This is a genomic window from Flavobacterium sp. ABG (assembly GCF_001027725.1).
Lineage (GTDB): Bacteria > Bacteroidota > Bacteroidia > Flavobacteriales > Flavobacteriaceae > Flavobacterium > Flavobacterium cupriresistens.
Genome location: NZ_LEKS01000003.1, coordinates 202,484 through 217,226, shown reverse-complemented (window position 1 = coordinate 217,226; position 14,743 = coordinate 202,484). Strand labels below are relative to the sequence as shown.

Sequence of the window (14,743 nt, the reverse complement as noted above, 5' to 3'; positions counted from 1 at the left end):
AGTTTTCAGTCCCAGTTTCCGTCCCAGTTGAAACATGAAACATGAAACATGAAACATGAAACATGAAACATGAAACATGAAACAAAAAAAACCGCTTCCAATGAAACGGCTCTTTGTTATATAGACACTCTTGTAACTCCTATTTTAAGATGCGGAAGTTTTTTACGAAGTCTTTGTATTTATCACTTAGGGTGATTTTATGATTTCCTTTTAAGATAACCAGATTGTCATTTACAATTATTTCTTCAATTTTTGTCGCGTTTACGATGTAGTTGCGATGGGTTTGAAAAAACTTCGTTTCATCTAATAGCTGAATAATCTTAGTTAAAGAAATTAGAATGACAAATTTTTCAACATCGGTTATAATGTTGCAATATCGATCTTCTACTTCAATGTAGACAATATCCTCAATGCGGACTTTCTTTAAAGCCTTATTTTTTTTGATAAAAAGGGATTCATTGCTGATCACTGTATTCTGATCTTCACTATGAAATACATTGGTCTGTCCGTAGAATTTCTCTACAGCCATTTCCAGCGCATACAAAATTTCGAGTTCGTTGAATGGTTTTAGCAAAAAACTAAACGGTTTGGTCAACTTGGCTCTTTCAAAAATTTGGCGATCCTTAGAACTGGTTAAAAAGACAAAGGGTTTTATACCGTTCGGAACAATGGTAATCGTCTCGGCAAAAGTAATTCCATCCGGATTTCCGTTGAGAAAAACATCGATCACAACAATATCAATCACATTGTTGTAAAACAGCGTCAGTGCTTCGCTGTAGGATGTTGCAATTCCAACAATATTGTAATTATTCTCGGTAAGCACTTTTACAAGCGCATCACTTTCCGCAGGAGTGTCTTCGATAATAAGTACATTAATATTATCCATGATTTTTAAACTTTGGCAAGGCAATGATTATTTTCGTCCCTACGTTTTCTTCGCTTTCTATGTCCAATTTTCCACCATTTTTATGAATCAGGCTTTTGCACAACTGCATTCCTAAACCGGTTCCAATAATGTCGTCATTTTTCTTTTTAGAAAGTAAAACAGTTTCTTTTAGTAATTCTTCTCTGCTTGCATTGCTCATTCCTAATCCCGTGTCTTCAATTACTAAATAACAAAAGTCTTCGGTTGAAGGGCGCGAGTAGACCGAAATCGTTCCGTTTTCTTTAGAGAATTTAATCGCATTATCTAAAAAATTCCGAATGATGATCTTAAGCGAATCCAAATCAGCAAATACATACTCTGATGGCGTTACTTCATTTTTATAACTTAGCTTTTTATCCAACATCAAGGGCTTGTAGTTGTACTCTACATGTTGCACGATCGATACCAAATGCAACGATTCCTGATAAAAGTAGGCTTGTTGCGTTTGCAACAAAGCCCAATTGAGCAGGTTATCTAACAAATTGTAAGCGCCCGCGGCAATAGTACTGTTGTTGTGCAGCAAAACATCCAATTCTGTATACTTTTTGTTTTCCAGATTCTCGATTAATTTACCATTACTTACTTTTAAAGCATTTACCGAAGAGCGTAAGTCATGACTCACGATAGAAAATAGCTTGTCTTTTGTAGCGTTCAACTCATCCAATTCGTTTTTCTGTGCTAGGATAATTTTGTTGCTTTTGATCTTTTGTCTATAAAAATAAACACCGGCACCCAACAATACCAGTAATAAAACCGAAGAAATGAGAAACCCATTTCTTTCGGCTTTTTTTACTTTATTCTCGGCTTCGAGTATGTTTACTTCTTTTTGCTTTTGTTTGACAGCAAATTTTTTCTCCAAATCTGCAATCGCCCAGACTTTGTTTTGATCGTTTAAGGAATCTTTCCAGGCCTCGTACTCTTTTCTATAGGTTAAAGCTAAGGGGAAGTTTTTTCTGTTTTCTTCAACAACTGCCATATTCATTGCTGTTGCCCTTTTTAAATTAAAAGATTTTACTTTTTTAGATAAATGGTACGCTTTTTCATAGTAAGGAATTGCTAAATTATCTTTGTATTGTTCATAATACAAAGTTGCAATATCTAAATAAGATTCAACAACCAATATTGTATCTTTTTCAACCTCATTTAACTTAGAATTTTTTAGTAAATATTCTTCAGCTTTATCAAATTTCTTAAGATGCAAATAACACAATCCGATGTTTTTTAAAACATTACTTCTGTTAAAGTCATACGAACCCGAATTTGGAAGCTTTTGGATTTCCTCAAAATAATGTAATGCAGTTTTAAATTGATTCTGATTTAAAGCAATTTCACCTAACTTGAGTTTTACCTTATAATAAAAGGCAAATTTTACTGAAACTAAATTAAATTCACGCTTAGCCTCTTCTAAAAGTTTTTTCTGGGTAAAACTTACCCCTCTAAAATAATGACAGTAGTCATTTAACTCTGTTACAGGAAGCCTGTTTAGTTGCTTCATAGAGTATACTAATGTTGAATCCCAATTTTCTTCTAAAAAAAAAGATTGCGCTTTTTTAAAATTGACTTCTTTATTGAATTCAATTACTTTTTTTTTAAGCTGAAAACTTAATGATTCATTGTTTTTCTTTTGAGAAAAAAGAATAAAAGGAAAAACTATTAATATACATATATAAATAATTTTATTCATTTGTATATCCAATTTAAATTCATTCAAATACAATTGTGAAAGTACTAAGTTGGTCTCACGATTGTTTCTGTTCCTCTTGATGATATCGGATCAATATCCCAAAGAAAAGTTTGAATTGTTTCTACATCAGAAAGGTTTCCTGGAAATATATCTTGTTTGGCATGAAAATCAATTTCATAAATAGTAAAGTCTTTTGATATTTTTTCCGGCATATCATAAGCAATAAAAAATTGTAATTGTGATTTTCCATTCATGTCAACATAACAATTTTGGAAGATAGAGCAAGTGAAGGTCTCATTTTGTGAAACATTTACATCAACATAAACAACCGCTCTTGCTGTAAGTATGTTTTTATCAGCGTTGTAATATGCTTCGACATAAGGAGCCAAAATTCCTTCCGTTTTTCTTTTCGGAAATGAAACACTTCCTACTGAAGTATACGTTTTGTCATCGATAATTTCTATCCCCGGAGGATTAATAGTGGCAACAGGCGATTTTAAAAGAGTTTTTTCCATGGTTTTTGTTTTTGGGTTAAATTATATTCGTTCCTTATGTTTTTAAGAAATTGGCTGATTAGGCAAACATAAAAAAGGGGGTTTTTCAGAAATCAAATATAGTAAAGATATTCTTAATAAGTTTTTAATGTTTACAATAAGTGCAATTAATTAACAATTGTTTCTTCTTTTTTTATAAATATAAAGTTAACAAACGCAATTTGTAAAGAGAATAACACTAACTCGTTTAATAAAAAATCCCACTCGTTTAGAATGGGATTGTAGCTTTATTTTTTTTCGTTTATAAACTCATAGTATAACGCTTTAGATAAAAAAGAATCTCTTTGATGGCTCTGAATTTCACCCTCTCTTGGGTCATGTACAAATAGGACGTTTAAATCGTTCTCTAAAAAGTAAACTCTGCGAGTCTCATCGTTAAAATTTAAATTGCTCAGGAATCTGGGTTCCACTCCTTTGTTTACCGAAATATTGTAGGTTGTAATCAGATTTCCCCAATTGACAAAACTGCATAAAAGAACTGTGCCATAAAAATACCAAACCATCTGATTGAAAAGATAGGCATTTGTTTTTTGCTTTATTATTTTTAAAAACGCATAAACCAATCCGATAATCGCCAGTATCAAAAAGGCGTACACTCCTAATCTTTTATAAGTCAATCCGAAGAAGGAAACATATTCTGAGTTTTTAATAATGGTGCTGACGATTAATACTCCGTTTAAAACAATCCATAGTTTGGCTAAGCGTTTTAGATTTGTTGCTTTTTCATCAAAATTAAATCCGCCTTTAAAATAAAATAAGATCACACCAACAGCCATAAGTATTGAAAAAATAACCGAATTTACGCGCTCATGTGTGTCGGCGCTTAGTTGTGTTGTTTTTACTACTTCAAAAAACTGTTCATAATTGTAGGTTCCTATAAAAATCAATAACAACACATTTAAAAGCAGTAAAGTAATTTCCCCGCTTTTGCGTTCAAACTCTAAATCCAGAAAGGAAAAGGTATTTTGATTTTCAATTTCAATTGTAGTATCAAAATCATTATCTAACATGGAATTCTTTTCGTAACAGATCTCCGGTACCCAATAATTCCAGAAAGAAAAAGAAATGTAGAAGCCTAAACAAGCAATCACAATAAGGTGTAAAATATCAATGTCTAACTTATAATCGGTAAACAAAGCCGAAAAATGATCGCTTCCGAAAGAATATACCACAAAGAATAGCATTAGGAAAATGGCTGGAATCAGAACATAAGCGATTAGTTTTTTGGCTAAATTATTACTGACTTTTCGTTGTGGAAGCCATTGGCTAAACATTAAAACTCTCCCTAATGAAGCAACGCCATTCAGGAATATCAGCGGAAAAATCTGAATCATTTTCAGTTCGGTTTCCTGCGTTTTGAACTGCAGAAAAAGGACAGACAGTACTAAGGCCAAAAAAGAAACAAAATCACCATACCACGCAAAAGCAATGCAGGAGAGTACTGATGTGATCACTAAAACCAAATGCGAACGATCTACAAACCGATCCTGAAAGCAATACGAAATCAGACCCGTTAAGACCATACCAAAAATAGCGAGATTAACGCCTAGGGCCTCGTTGTAAAAAAGCAGTATAAATAGCATACTGCTGACTAAGATAAAATGGATTTTTTTCATGATTAAAAATTTTAAAAGTACTTTGTATTTCAAAGTAATTAGATAAAAAAATAGAGTTATTAGAATTTCATTAATTTTTCGAGGCTATTTAAATGTTCTTTAAAAGCGGCACGCCCCAGATCAGTAACGCTATAGGATGTTTTAGGCTTCTTGCCTACGAATTCTTTTTTAATTTCAATGTATTGCGCTTTTTCAAGAGCAGCAGAATGACTTGCTAAATTACCATCGGTGATGTTCAAAAGGGTCTTCATTTCGGTGAAATCAATCCACTCGTTTACAATCAGAATAGACATTATACCTAATCTGACACGGCTTTCGAAATCTTTATTTAATTTATCAATGATTCCCATTGGTTTATTTGTATTTTCTGAACATGACTAATCCGTATATAATATGCAAAATACCAAATCCTAAAATCCAAAAAATCAAACCGTATCCCAGGTAAAACAAAGAGAAAAATCCTAAAACTAATTCACAAAACCCCAAATATTTCACATCCGAAAAAGTATATTTTTCAGCATTTACAAGAGCCAGACCGTAGAAAATTAAAGTGGTTGGTGCGATTAACACATATATTTCATGATAGAGTAGTGCCAGACAAAAAATCCCTCCGGCCAGTAACGGAACGGCTAAATTAAACAGCAAATTTTTGCTGGCTGTTGTCCAGATTGGCAAATTGTGCTTTTTGCTCTTGCGAAGCGTAAAAAACACCCCAAACGTCAAGGCAGACATTAATATTGCTAAACCGATAACAATCAATTCTGAAACCAGATGAAAGGAATACAATCGGTCTCCATCGTCAAAAGTATCCAGACCATTAGCTTTAAGCAATTGATAAACATACAATCCTCCAATTAAAGCGGAAAGCCCTGCAAAAACTCCTGAGAGGCCGCTTAAGGATATAAATCTTGAAGAACGCTCCATCATGGAACGAATATGCGATAAATCTTCTTGGTGCTTCTGATTCATAATTAAAGTACTTTGTACTGCAAAGTTATATTTTATTCTGAAATGACAAACATTTATTTCATTTTTTTTAGTTGCAATTAAAAACAACAAAGCCCGTTCCGTAGAACAGGCTTTGTTTATTGCAATTTTAGGATATATCGTTTTCTAATTCTTTAAAACCATCTTTTTCTTTTGAACAAAAAGACGCCAAAAACAGAGAGAATAATGGATACAAGAAGGAGGATCCAAATACCGTACTGACTTTCTTCCAAACCGTTCGGAACGTTCATTCCGTACAAACTGGCGATTAAAGTTGGGATCATTAGAATAATCGAAATAGAAGTCATCTGTTTCATAATATTATTCATATTGTTGGAAATTACGGAAGCATAGGCATCCATCATTCCGGTAAGAATGTTGCTGTAAATATTAGCCGTATCTTGTGCCTGGCTCAATTCGATTTCAACATCTTCCAATAAATCCAAATCATAATGGGCTTTTTGAGCTTTTAAATTTCTGATGCGATGAAACAAAACATCATTTCCTTTTAAAGAAGTAATAAAAAACACCAAACATTTTTCGATCTGAAGCAAGGCTTGTAATTCTTCGTTTTTTATGGATTTTTCTAAATTATCTTCTGCCAGTTTTATTTTCTGATTGATTTGTTTCAGGTACTTTAAATACCAAATACTGGAGGACAATAATAATCTTAATACCAAGTCAAAATTATCTTTTATCTCAATATTTTTTCTTTGGGTGTACACCACAAAATCAGACATGATTTCTGTTTCATAAAAGCTGATGGTAACGCAGATGTCTTCTTTGAAAATTAATCCAACCGGAACAGTCTGAAAAGGTAATTTTACATCATTGCTTTTTATGGGAACACGCAGAATAAACAAAGTCCAGCCATCCTCGGCTTCCATACGGGGTCTTTCGTCAATGTCTTCAATATCATTGTAAAAGGCTTCCGGGATTTGGAGCTCTTCTAATAAGTATTTTTTTTCTTCGAGGGTTGGAGATTCAATGCTAATCCAGCAATTCGGAATCCATTCTTTGATCTCGATTAATCCGTTGTTATTATTTTTGTAAAAGGCTTTCATTTCAAAATACAGGGTTTTATCATAGCATTTTGAAAGAATTCAAAAGCTATTTTCAGTTTAACACTAACGAATAATAATCGTCCATTGGAGAAGTTTTTTTTAAGTGTTGCAAAAGTATCCTTTATTTTTAAAACCCGAAACTTTAAACTATTAATTATATATTAAAATAAAGAAGCCCATCAAATGATGGGCTTCCATATAGTCTAAAGATTGGAATTTAGAATTTCAAGACTTGGAATTTGAAACTTCAAGACTTGGAATTTGGAATTTCAAAAATTTGGAATTTCATTTCTTAGTAGTCTCCCTTTTTCTTAAACCTAGGATCATGTTCCGAGATGAACTCTGTTCTGCGTTTTGGAGCTTCAGCTTTTGGTAAACTCGCTTCTTCCGTTTTACTGGAGGGTTCGATTAAGTGATTCAGTTCTTTAATCTCATCATCCGTAAGATCACGATAGCGACCAACAGGAATATCCAATGAAATATTGATAATTCGGATTCGTTTTAGTGCCGTTACATCATAACCTAAATACTCCGTCATTCTTCTAATCTGACGGTTCAAACCTTGTGTCAGTATAATTTTGAAAGTGTATTTGCTGATCTGCTCTACCTTACATTTTCGGGTAACGGTATCCAAAATCGGAACACCATTTCCCATGCGTTGTATAAAACGATCCGTAATCGGTTTGTTTACCGTTACCGTATATTCTTTTTCGTGATTGTTTCGAGCACGTAAAATTTTATTTACGATATCACCGTCATTCGTCATAAAGATCAATCCCTCACTGGCTTTATCCAATCTTCCGATAGGAAAAATACGTTTAGGGTAATTGATATAATCGACAATATTATTTCTAACTTCCAGATTAGTCGTACATTCAATTCCAACAGGTTTGTTGAAAGCCAGATAGACCAATTTTTCGTGTTTCTCAACGATTAACTTTCCGTCGATGCGTACTTCATCGTGCGGAGAAACTTTTGTCCCCATTTCAGGTACAACTCCATTTATAGTTACACGCCCTTCTTCGATAAGTTTATCGGCTTCGCGACGGGAACAATAACCGGTTTCCCCAATAAATTTATTAAGACGTTTTAAATTCTCTTCCATACTGCAAAAGTAGTCAAAATTACCGGAAAAGAGAAAAGAGGGGTAAATTCCAAAAATTCCAATTCTTTGAAATTCCAAATTCCAATGTTCTTGAAATTTCAAGTTTCAAGTTTCAGGTTTCAGGTTTTTGGTATGTAGGAAACTCGTCGGGATTTAGGGCAGTTGTTTTTTTGCTTTAGTTGGAGTTTGTTTTAGAAACCTTTGAGCCTTTGTTTCTTTGCTACTTTGGGCCCTTACTCATCGATTGTGAAATTTAAAACTGTCTTTTGGTGCTTCCTTGCGGTCGAACATTCCGTAATCGCGATTCACATTGGCAATTCGCAAATGATACTCCTTGAAGATCTCTTCGCGTCCTTTTGTTTGTGCAAATCGATGCATTTCAAGATTTCGCCATTGTAAAATACTTTCCTCGTCTTTCCAGAAAGATAAAGACAGGACTTTTTCGGGATCATTAAAACTCTGAAAGCGTTCTATAGAGATAAAGCCTTCTATAGTGTCCAATTCAGGTCTTAATTTTGCTGCAATGTCAAGGTATGCTTCTTTTTTTCCTTCGTTGGGAATGACTTCAAAAATTACTGCTATCATGTTGTTGTTTTTTAAATTATAAAAGTGAAATCCAAATTGCTTTCGGCAGTCGGGCGTTGAGCATAGGTTCGTATTCGATTTTATTTCCTGATATCGAAATGTTTTTATAGTTGTTGACTAAATAATACAGAGTTTCAGTTGCAATAGTAACGGAGAAATGTTTCGCCAGGCACATATGTCCGCCCGTTCCAAAGGTCAAATGATCGTGATTATTATTTCTTTCGGTGTCAAAATCCATAGCATTTGTAAAGTGATTGGGGTCACGGTTTGCTGCGGCAAGAACAAGCAATAGGGAATCATCTTTTTTAATGGTGCTGTTATTTAATTGAATGTCTTTAGAAGCAATGCGTCTGGTGTTGTGAATGGGCGGGTCAAATCGTAAGGTTTCCACAATCATTTTTTGGATCCAAATTTTATCAACTTTGTCTTTAGAAAAATTTTCTTTTGAAAGTAGTTGTAGCAAGGAATTACTCAAAAGACCGCTGCCGGCATCATAACTTTGGATAAATAATCCGATTAGATTACTTACGCAGATCGAAAAGATTTCTGTTTGGGAGATAGGGTAGGACTTGGAAATTTTACGGATCAAAGTTTCATGAAACGGAAGCGTTACAAAATGTCTTTCTGTGATGGAATAGATTTCTTCCGCAACTTTGTTGATTTCTTCGATAGCTTCAGTTGTTTTATGGGGTTGCATTATTTTCACGAGCTGCGCTATTTTTTTACAGATGAAGTCGGAATCTTTTTCATTGAAATTAAAACTTTTTAAAACCGTTAAGACAGGTAACTTTTTGCAAACCAAATCAACCCAGTTTATTTGGTTTTGAATTAATCTTTCGGGTAACAGTTCTTCTAAAATTGTATGGATCCCTACTGTTTTTAGATGTGAAAAAAGAACAACGGCAGTTTCTTTTGCTATTTCGTGTTGAATACCGTTTGATAATCGCGCCAGGTTCTCAATGATTGTGGTCGCAGATTTATTGAGTTCGCTGTTTGCAGTTAAGACCGGAATAGTTGCAGCCGTATTGTTTAATAGTTCAACACAGGCTGCATAAGAATAAATGGCCCAGATTTTATTTGTTTCATCCCAATAGACAGGCTGTTCTTTTATCATTTTTTGATAAAAAGAATACGGATTTTCGATTTCGGATTGTAGAAATATAGCTGACATGTTGTATTTGTTTTTGACAAAGTTATTTAACTTTACAAGGCAATACTTCAGTGTATATTTAACTATGATTACATAAAATGGAAGATCAGTTTATAAAGGTTGCTTCGTTACTTGGAGATCCAACCAGAGCAGTCATTATGTGGGCCTTGCTCGATGGTAAAGCATTTACAGCAACAGAGCTGGCTATTGCGGCTAATACGTCGCCACAAAATATAAGCATGCATCTGGCTAAACTTTTAGAGGCTGGCTTACTCTGTGTCGAAAAACAAGGGCGTCATAAATATTATAGATTCTCTAATAAAGAAGTTGCTTATGCGATTGAAGCAATGGCAAGTTTGATTCCGCCGGTAATGCTGCAAAAGAAGAATTCCGAAAAACATTCGCCCATCAAACATTGCAGGACTTGTTACGACCACTTAGCTGGAAAAATAGGGGTTGCAGTTGCCGAAAGCTTAGTAGAACAAAGTATTCTTTTGGATTCTGAGACTAAACTGGAAGTGACTTCAAAAGGGGTAAAGTGGTTTTCTGATTTTGGAATTAATATCGAAGAGATAAAAAAACAAAGGCGATTATTCCTGAAGCCCTGTTTAGACTGGAGTGAAAGAAAAAATCATATTGCCGGTTCACTCGGTGCATCCTTACTCGATAAAATGATTGCCGATGACTGGTTAAGAAGAACAAAGGATTCAAGGGCCATACAAATTACGGGAAAAGGAGAAAAAGAACTATTTAAGTATTTTAAAATTGTTGTTTGAGAGTAAAGAGTAAAAAGTGAAATGTATAATGGGAGAGGAAGATTTTAGTTTCAGTGAGCTGTCTTTGTAGCTCTGAACCTTTGCACCTCTATACCTATTTAACCTTTACTCAGAAAACAAAAACGCAATCACTTTCTGATACAATTCATCATCATGCATGCCGTGACCTAAGCCTTTGGTCTCAATAAACTGGCTGTTTTTCCAGTTGCTTGCGATTTTTTTTCCTTCTTCAAAAGCAACGACCTTATCTGCGGTGTCGTGCGCGATTAATCCGGGAATGTTGAATTGTGAAGCAAATTTCTGTCCTGAAAAATCTTCCATTTTAAAATTAAACCGATCAATAAAACGGCTTTCTAAAAGAGAAAATATTTTAGTATTCAGACTTAACATCGAAATATAATTATCTATCAAAACTTTTAGGTCTGATGGTGCTCCCAGAATGACCATTTTGTTGATGCTCGTATCGGGAAACAAATATTGATGATAAACGCAGGCAGCGCCTCCAATCGAATGACCTATAATTAGGGTAGGCTGATATTTTTCTACCGCTTTGTTAATGAATTCGGCATAAAGCGGAATATTAAATTCTTTACCGCTACTTTGTCCGTGAGCGGGAGCATCGATCGCAATAATGGTACTTCCGGATTTCTGAAGATGAGGTAACGTTTTTTTCCAGCGTGAAGCGTTACTTTCCCAACCGTGAACGAGTAAGATTTTCGTTTCGTTACCCTTCCAGACATACGTCTGAAAATGATGTTCATTGTGATGAAACGTCTCTTTTTCTGTGTTTTGTAAAATTTTAGGGAGTTTGTTCTTGTCTAATCGACCCACTCGCGGCTGACTGAATAGGGCGTAAGAAAGTGCGACTGCTTTTTTCGGGCGAACATAACTCAGGAAGTTAATGTAGGATCCGACCGATTTTAATGTAATAAAACGAATTCCTTTTTTAATGGTCAAAACTTAATTTTTTATAAAGATAAAAATTGGATCTTAAACAGATTAAAAAAAATGCCACAGATTTCAGGAAAATATCTTTAGGGCTTTGATAAATAAGTTGGTTGGGATTGTTTTGCCACGAATTGCACTAATTGCCACGAATTATTTTTTTGCCACAGATAAAAAGATTCGCACAGATTATTTAATCCTTTTAATCCTTTAATCTGTGGCTATTTTTTTGCCCATAAGTCTTTGAAGTTAAGAACTCTTTGTAAGCTGCAGCGAAAAATAAGGGTAAAAAAAAAGTCCCGATCAGATCGGGACTAATATTTAGAATTTAGAGAACAATTGTTCCATTTTTTCTTTTTCTTCTTCAGCTAATGCGCTGTCAACCAAAATTCTTCCTGAATGCTCATCAGTGATGATTTTCTTTCTGGAAGCAATCTCTACCTGAGTTTGTGGCGGAATAGTAAAGAATGATCCTGCAGATGCTCCTCTTTCGATTGATACAACCGCTAAACCATTACGAACACTAGTTCTGATTCTGGTATAAGCTGCTAATAGTCTTTCTTCAATTTGAGAAGAATACTCAGCAGATTTCTCTGTTAAGAAGATTTCTTCTTTTTGAGTTTCTGACATAATAGCATCCAGTTCCGATTTTTTATGTTTTAAATGAGAACTTTTTGCGTCAAGTTTTTCTTTTAAATTAGAAATAACTTCTTTTTTATGTTCGATAGAAGCTTTCATTTCTTTGATTTGCTTTTCAGCCAATTGAATTTCCAATTCCTGAAATTCAACCTCTTTAGTCAAAGAATTAAATTCTCTGTTATTACGAACTGATTCTTGTTGTTTTGTGTATTTTTTGATAACCTCTTTGTGCTCATCAATGGCAATTTTCTTCCCTTTGATTTGCTCCTCAACCACTTCAAGTTCTCCCTTCAGTTTCTCTGAACGAGTGCTCAAACCTGCAACTTCATCTTCTAAATCTTCCACTTCTAGAGGAAGTTCTCCTCTTACGTTTCTGATTTCGTCAATTCTAGAGTCAATAAGCTGTAAATCGTATATTGCTCTTAACTTGTCCTCAACACTTAATTCTTTCGTATTCGCCATATTCTATAAGTACTTAACTGGATTTGTATTTTCTTCTGATAAAATGATGGCAAAATTAAGGATTTTTTTTCGAAGATAATCAACAATATAGTTTTTTGTATAGCGTTCGCTCTCAAAATGACCAATATCTGCCAAAAGTAATCGATTTTCGGCTTCGTAAAATTGATGGTACTTTAAATCGGCAGTCAAAAAAGCATCTGCTCCGGCCGAAATGGCATTTTTTATCGCAAAACTACCTGAGCCACCCAAAACGGCTACTTTCTTTACTTTTTTTTCTAAAAAGGCAGAATGACGAATACCGTCGGCAATCATTTTATCTTTTACGAAATGCAGAAAATCATCCTCGTTCATTTCGGTCTCCAATTCACCAATCATTCCTAAGCCAATTTGCTGATGTGAGTTTTGTAAATCATAAATTTCATAGGCTACCTCTTCGTAAATATGATGGGCAAAAAGGGCTTTTAAAATTTTAGATTGCAAATGTTTTTCAAATGTAACCTCTATTTTTACTTCTTCCGTTTCAGTGTGTTCATTTCGTACTCCAATTACGGGATTACTGTTCTCATTTCCTTTGTATGTCCCGATTCCATTGGAGTTAAAACTGCAGTCGTCATAGTTGCCAATTCTTCCGGCACCGGCTTCAAATAAGGCCGTTCTAACTTTATCAGCGTTAGAAGGAATGGTGTAGGTTACTAATTTCTGAATGAAATTTTGCTTCGGAATCAAAACTTTGGTGTTGAGTAATCCTAAAGCATCACAGAAAATTTTATTGACACCTTGGGAATGATTGTCGAGTGCGGTGTGAACGGCATAAATTGCAATGTCATTTTTAATCGCTTTTAAGATCGCGCGTTCCACATAATTTTTGCCGGTAATTTTTTTAATGCCCGAAAATAATATGGGATGAAAACAAACAACCAAATTGCATTTTTTTGCAAGAGCTTCGTCAATGACAGTTTCTAGTGCATCATGGCAAACTAAGACTCCGGTAGTTATGCTGTCAGCATTACCGACTAAGAGCCCGACATTATCAAAATCTTCCGCATAGGCTAATGGAGCCATTTCTTCAAGAACCGCAATTATTTCTTTTAGTTTCATTTTTTTGTTTGAAGTTTCAGGTTTCAGGTCTCAAGTTTCAGGTTTCAGGTTTTGGGGGTGCTGAAAAAGGAAAGCTGAGACAGATTACCACAAATTAACGAAAAAAATTATACTTTCGTAAAATGAATGTACTTCGAAAACTACTTTTTCCGTTTGCGATTTTATACGGATTGATTACTACGATTCGTAATTTTCTTTTTGATAAAGGGATCCTGAAATCTACCTCGTTTGATCTGCCGGTTATAGCGGTTGGAAATTTGAGCGTTGGCGGAACCGGAAAAACACCTCAGATCGAATACCTTATTCGGTTGTTGGCGGATACTTACAAAATAGCAACTTTGAGTCGTGGGTACAAACGACAATCTGAAGGTTTTGTTTTGGCAGATGCTACATCAAATGCTGCTGTTTTAGGCGATGAACCTTTTCAGTTTTTTCAGAAATTTCCAAATGTTCAGGTAGCTGTTGATGCGAACAGAACGAACGGAATCACACAATTGCTTTCGCAAACAACAAAACCGGAAGTTATTTTGTTGGATGATGCCTATCAACACCGAAAAGTAAAAGCCGGATTTTATATTTTATTAACGGCTTTTGATGATTTGTACGCGGATGATTTTATGTTGCCAACCGGAAATTTAAGAGAAAGCAGAAGTGGTGCAAATCGTGCAAATATTGTTATTGTAACAAAATGTCCGAAGGATTTATCAGTTGAAAAACAAAATGAAATCCAGGTAAAATTAAAATTGGCTGACTCCCAGCAATTGTATTTTACTTTTATAGCATACGATGATTTTATTTATAGTAAGGAGGAGAAAATTGCTGTAAAAGAGATTGAGGGCGAACCAAAACTACTTTTGGCCGGAATCGCAAAACCGACCTCCTTTTTTAATTATTTGAAAAATGGAAAAGAAGAATGCCTCACTTTTCCGGATCATCATCATTTTTCAGAGTCCGATTTGGAAATGATTCAGAACAAAGCTCAAGGAAAAAAAATCATTACAACAGAGAAAGACTACGTTCGCCTGAAAGACTCGAAATTGGTTTCGCAGTTGTATTACCTGCCGATAAAAAGCACATTTATCAGCAAACACCAAAATTTTGATGCTGCGATTTTAGCGTATGTAAAAGGAGGCGTTTGATTTTAGCGGTTTAA

General features: G+C 34.6%; 15 protein-coding genes. 2 read left to right on the top strand and 13 right to left on the bottom strand.

Features of this window, described 5'->3' with window-relative positions; all coding sequences use genetic code 11:
- Positions 1–139: 139 nt before the first annotated feature.
- The 10 genes from AB674_RS04120 to AB674_RS04075 all read right to left on the bottom strand — a co-directional run bounded on the left by AB674_RS04120 (position 140) and on the right by AB674_RS04075 (position 9,691).
- The gene (locus tag AB674_RS04120; RefSeq protein ID WP_047774123.1) at positions 140–886 is read right to left on the bottom strand and encodes a LytR/AlgR family response regulator transcription factor; all 747 of its coding nucleotides are present in this window, start codon (positions 884–886) and stop codon (positions 140–142) included.
- Positions 879–2,609: a tetratricopeptide repeat-containing sensor histidine kinase gene (locus AB674_RS04115; RefSeq protein WP_047774122.1), complete on the bottom strand. Its 1,731-nt coding sequence runs from the start codon at positions 2,607–2,609 to the stop codon at positions 879–881. Before AB674_RS04115 ends, AB674_RS04120 begins: the two co-directional genes overlap by 8 nt.
- A 44-nt stretch (positions 2,610–2,653) precedes the next feature.
- Positions 2,654–3,124: a hypothetical protein gene (locus AB674_RS04110; protein ID WP_047774120.1), complete on the bottom strand. Its 471-nt coding sequence runs from the start codon at positions 3,122–3,124 to the stop codon at positions 2,654–2,656.
- A gap of 266 nt (positions 3,125–3,390) precedes the next feature.
- Entirely contained in the window at positions 3,391–4,779 is a 1,389-nt protein-coding gene (locus AB674_RS04105; RefSeq protein ID WP_047774119.1) for a DUF4173 domain-containing protein, read from the bottom strand.
- 59 nt (positions 4,780–4,838) lie between these two features.
- Complete coding sequence (locus tag AB674_RS04100) at positions 4,839–5,129, bottom strand: winged helix-turn-helix domain-containing protein (protein ID WP_047774117.1); 291 nt, start codon at positions 5,127–5,129, stop codon at positions 4,839–4,841.
- Positions 5,130–5,133: 4 nt separating this feature from the next.
- Complete coding sequence (locus AB674_RS04095) at positions 5,134–5,748, bottom strand: hypothetical protein (protein ID WP_047774115.1); 615 nt, start codon at positions 5,746–5,748, stop codon at positions 5,134–5,136.
- 152 nt (positions 5,749–5,900) lie between these two features.
- Positions 5,901–6,830 (bottom strand): magnesium transporter CorA family protein, encoded by a 930-nt coding sequence (locus AB674_RS04090; protein WP_047774113.1) that lies wholly within the window; start codon positions 6,828–6,830, stop codon positions 5,901–5,903.
- 292 nt (positions 6,831–7,122) lie between these two features.
- Positions 7,123–7,935 (bottom strand): 23S rRNA pseudouridine(2604) synthase RluF, encoded by an 813-nt coding sequence (gene rluF / locus AB674_RS04085; RefSeq protein ID WP_047774461.1) that lies wholly within the window; start codon positions 7,933–7,935, stop codon positions 7,123–7,125.
- Between the two features lie 237 nt (positions 7,936–8,172).
- Positions 8,173–8,520 carry an antibiotic biosynthesis monooxygenase family protein gene (locus tag AB674_RS04080; protein ID WP_047774112.1) on the bottom strand — a complete coding sequence of 116 codons (348 nt, stop codon included), beginning with the start codon at positions 8,518–8,520 and terminating at the stop codon, positions 8,173–8,175.
- A gap of 16 nt (positions 8,521–8,536) precedes the next feature.
- Positions 8,537–9,691 (bottom strand): cytochrome P450, encoded by a 1,155-nt coding sequence (locus tag AB674_RS04075; protein WP_047774111.1) that lies wholly within the window; start codon positions 9,689–9,691, stop codon positions 8,537–8,539.
- Between the two features lie 77 nt (positions 9,692–9,768).
- Between AB674_RS04075 and AB674_RS04070 the strand changes: the two genes are divergently transcribed.
- Complete coding sequence (locus AB674_RS04070) at positions 9,769–10,446, top strand: ArsR/SmtB family transcription factor (protein WP_047774110.1); 678 nt, start codon at positions 9,769–9,771, stop codon at positions 10,444–10,446.
- Positions 10,447–10,551: 105 nt separating this feature from the next.
- Here the strand turns inward: AB674_RS04070 and AB674_RS04065 are convergent, their stop codons facing one another.
- The 3 genes from AB674_RS04065 to AB674_RS04055 form a co-directional block, all read right to left on the bottom strand.
- Positions 10,552–11,403: an alpha/beta fold hydrolase gene (locus AB674_RS04065; protein WP_047774108.1), complete on the bottom strand. Its 852-nt coding sequence runs from the start codon at positions 11,401–11,403 to the stop codon at positions 10,552–10,554.
- A gap of 309 nt (positions 11,404–11,712) precedes the next feature.
- Complete coding sequence (locus AB674_RS04060) at positions 11,713–12,492, bottom strand: zinc ribbon domain-containing protein (protein WP_047774104.1); 780 nt, start codon at positions 12,490–12,492, stop codon at positions 11,713–11,715.
- A 3-nt stretch (positions 12,493–12,495) separates the two neighbouring features.
- Positions 12,496–13,590 carry a Nif3-like dinuclear metal center hexameric protein gene (locus AB674_RS04055; protein ID WP_047774102.1) on the bottom strand — a complete coding sequence of 365 codons (1,095 nt, stop codon included), beginning with the start codon at positions 13,588–13,590 and terminating at the stop codon, positions 12,496–12,498.
- Between the two features lie 122 nt (positions 13,591–13,712).
- Here AB674_RS04055 and lpxK point away from each other — a divergent pair, with 122 nt between their 5' ends.
- A complete protein-coding gene (gene lpxK / locus AB674_RS04050) occupies positions 13,713–14,729 on the top strand; it encodes a tetraacyldisaccharide 4'-kinase (protein ID WP_047774101.1) in 1,017 nt (338 codons plus the stop codon).
- The last annotated feature ends 14 nt before the right edge of the window (positions 14,730–14,743 follow it).

What these genes read in the sequence shown, in the direction of transcription:
- AB674_RS04075 (WP_047774111.1), bottom strand. Translation starts at nt 9,691, where the DNA reads ATGTCAGCTATATTTCTACAATCCGAAATCGAAAATCCGTATTCTTTT.
- AB674_RS04105 (WP_047774119.1), bottom strand. Translation starts at nt 4,779, where the DNA reads ATGAAAAAAATCCATTTTATCTTAGTCAGCAGTATGCTATTTATACTG.
- AB674_RS04110 (WP_047774120.1), bottom strand. Translation starts at nt 3,124, where the DNA reads ATGGAAAAAACTCTTTTAAAATCGCCTGTTGCCACTATTAATCCTCCG.
- AB674_RS04055 (WP_047774102.1), bottom strand. Translation starts at nt 13,590, where the DNA reads ATGAAACTAAAAGAAATAATTGCGGTTCTTGAAGAAATGGCTCCATTA.
- rluF (WP_047774461.1), bottom strand. Translation starts at nt 7,935, where the DNA reads ATGGAAGAGAATTTAAAACGTCTTAATAAATTTATTGGGGAAACCGGT.
- AB674_RS04090 (WP_047774113.1), bottom strand. Translation starts at nt 6,830, where the DNA reads ATGAAAGCCTTTTACAAAAATAATAACAACGGATTAATCGAGATCAAA.
- AB674_RS04100 (WP_047774117.1), bottom strand. Translation starts at nt 5,129, where the DNA reads ATGGGAATCATTGATAAATTAAATAAAGATTTCGAAAGCCGTGTCAGA.
- AB674_RS04060 (WP_047774104.1), bottom strand. Translation starts at nt 12,492, where the DNA reads ATGGCGAATACGAAAGAATTAAGTGTTGAGGACAAGTTAAGAGCAATA.
- AB674_RS04070 (WP_047774110.1), top strand. Translation starts at nt 9,769, where the DNA reads ATGGAAGATCAGTTTATAAAGGTTGCTTCGTTACTTGGAGATCCAACC.
- AB674_RS04080 (WP_047774112.1), bottom strand. Translation starts at nt 8,520, where the DNA reads ATGATAGCAGTAATTTTTGAAGTCATTCCCAACGAAGGAAAAAAAGAA.
- AB674_RS04120 (WP_047774123.1), bottom strand. Translation starts at nt 886, where the DNA reads ATGGATAATATTAATGTACTTATTATCGAAGACACTCCTGCGGAAAGT.
- AB674_RS04115 (WP_047774122.1), bottom strand. Translation starts at nt 2,609, where the DNA reads ATGAATAAAATTATTTATATATGTATATTAATAGTTTTTCCTTTTATT.
- AB674_RS04095 (WP_047774115.1), bottom strand. Translation starts at nt 5,748, where the DNA reads ATGAATCAGAAGCACCAAGAAGATTTATCGCATATTCGTTCCATGATG.
- lpxK (WP_047774101.1), top strand. Translation starts at nt 13,713, where the DNA reads ATGAATGTACTTCGAAAACTACTTTTTCCGTTTGCGATTTTATACGGA.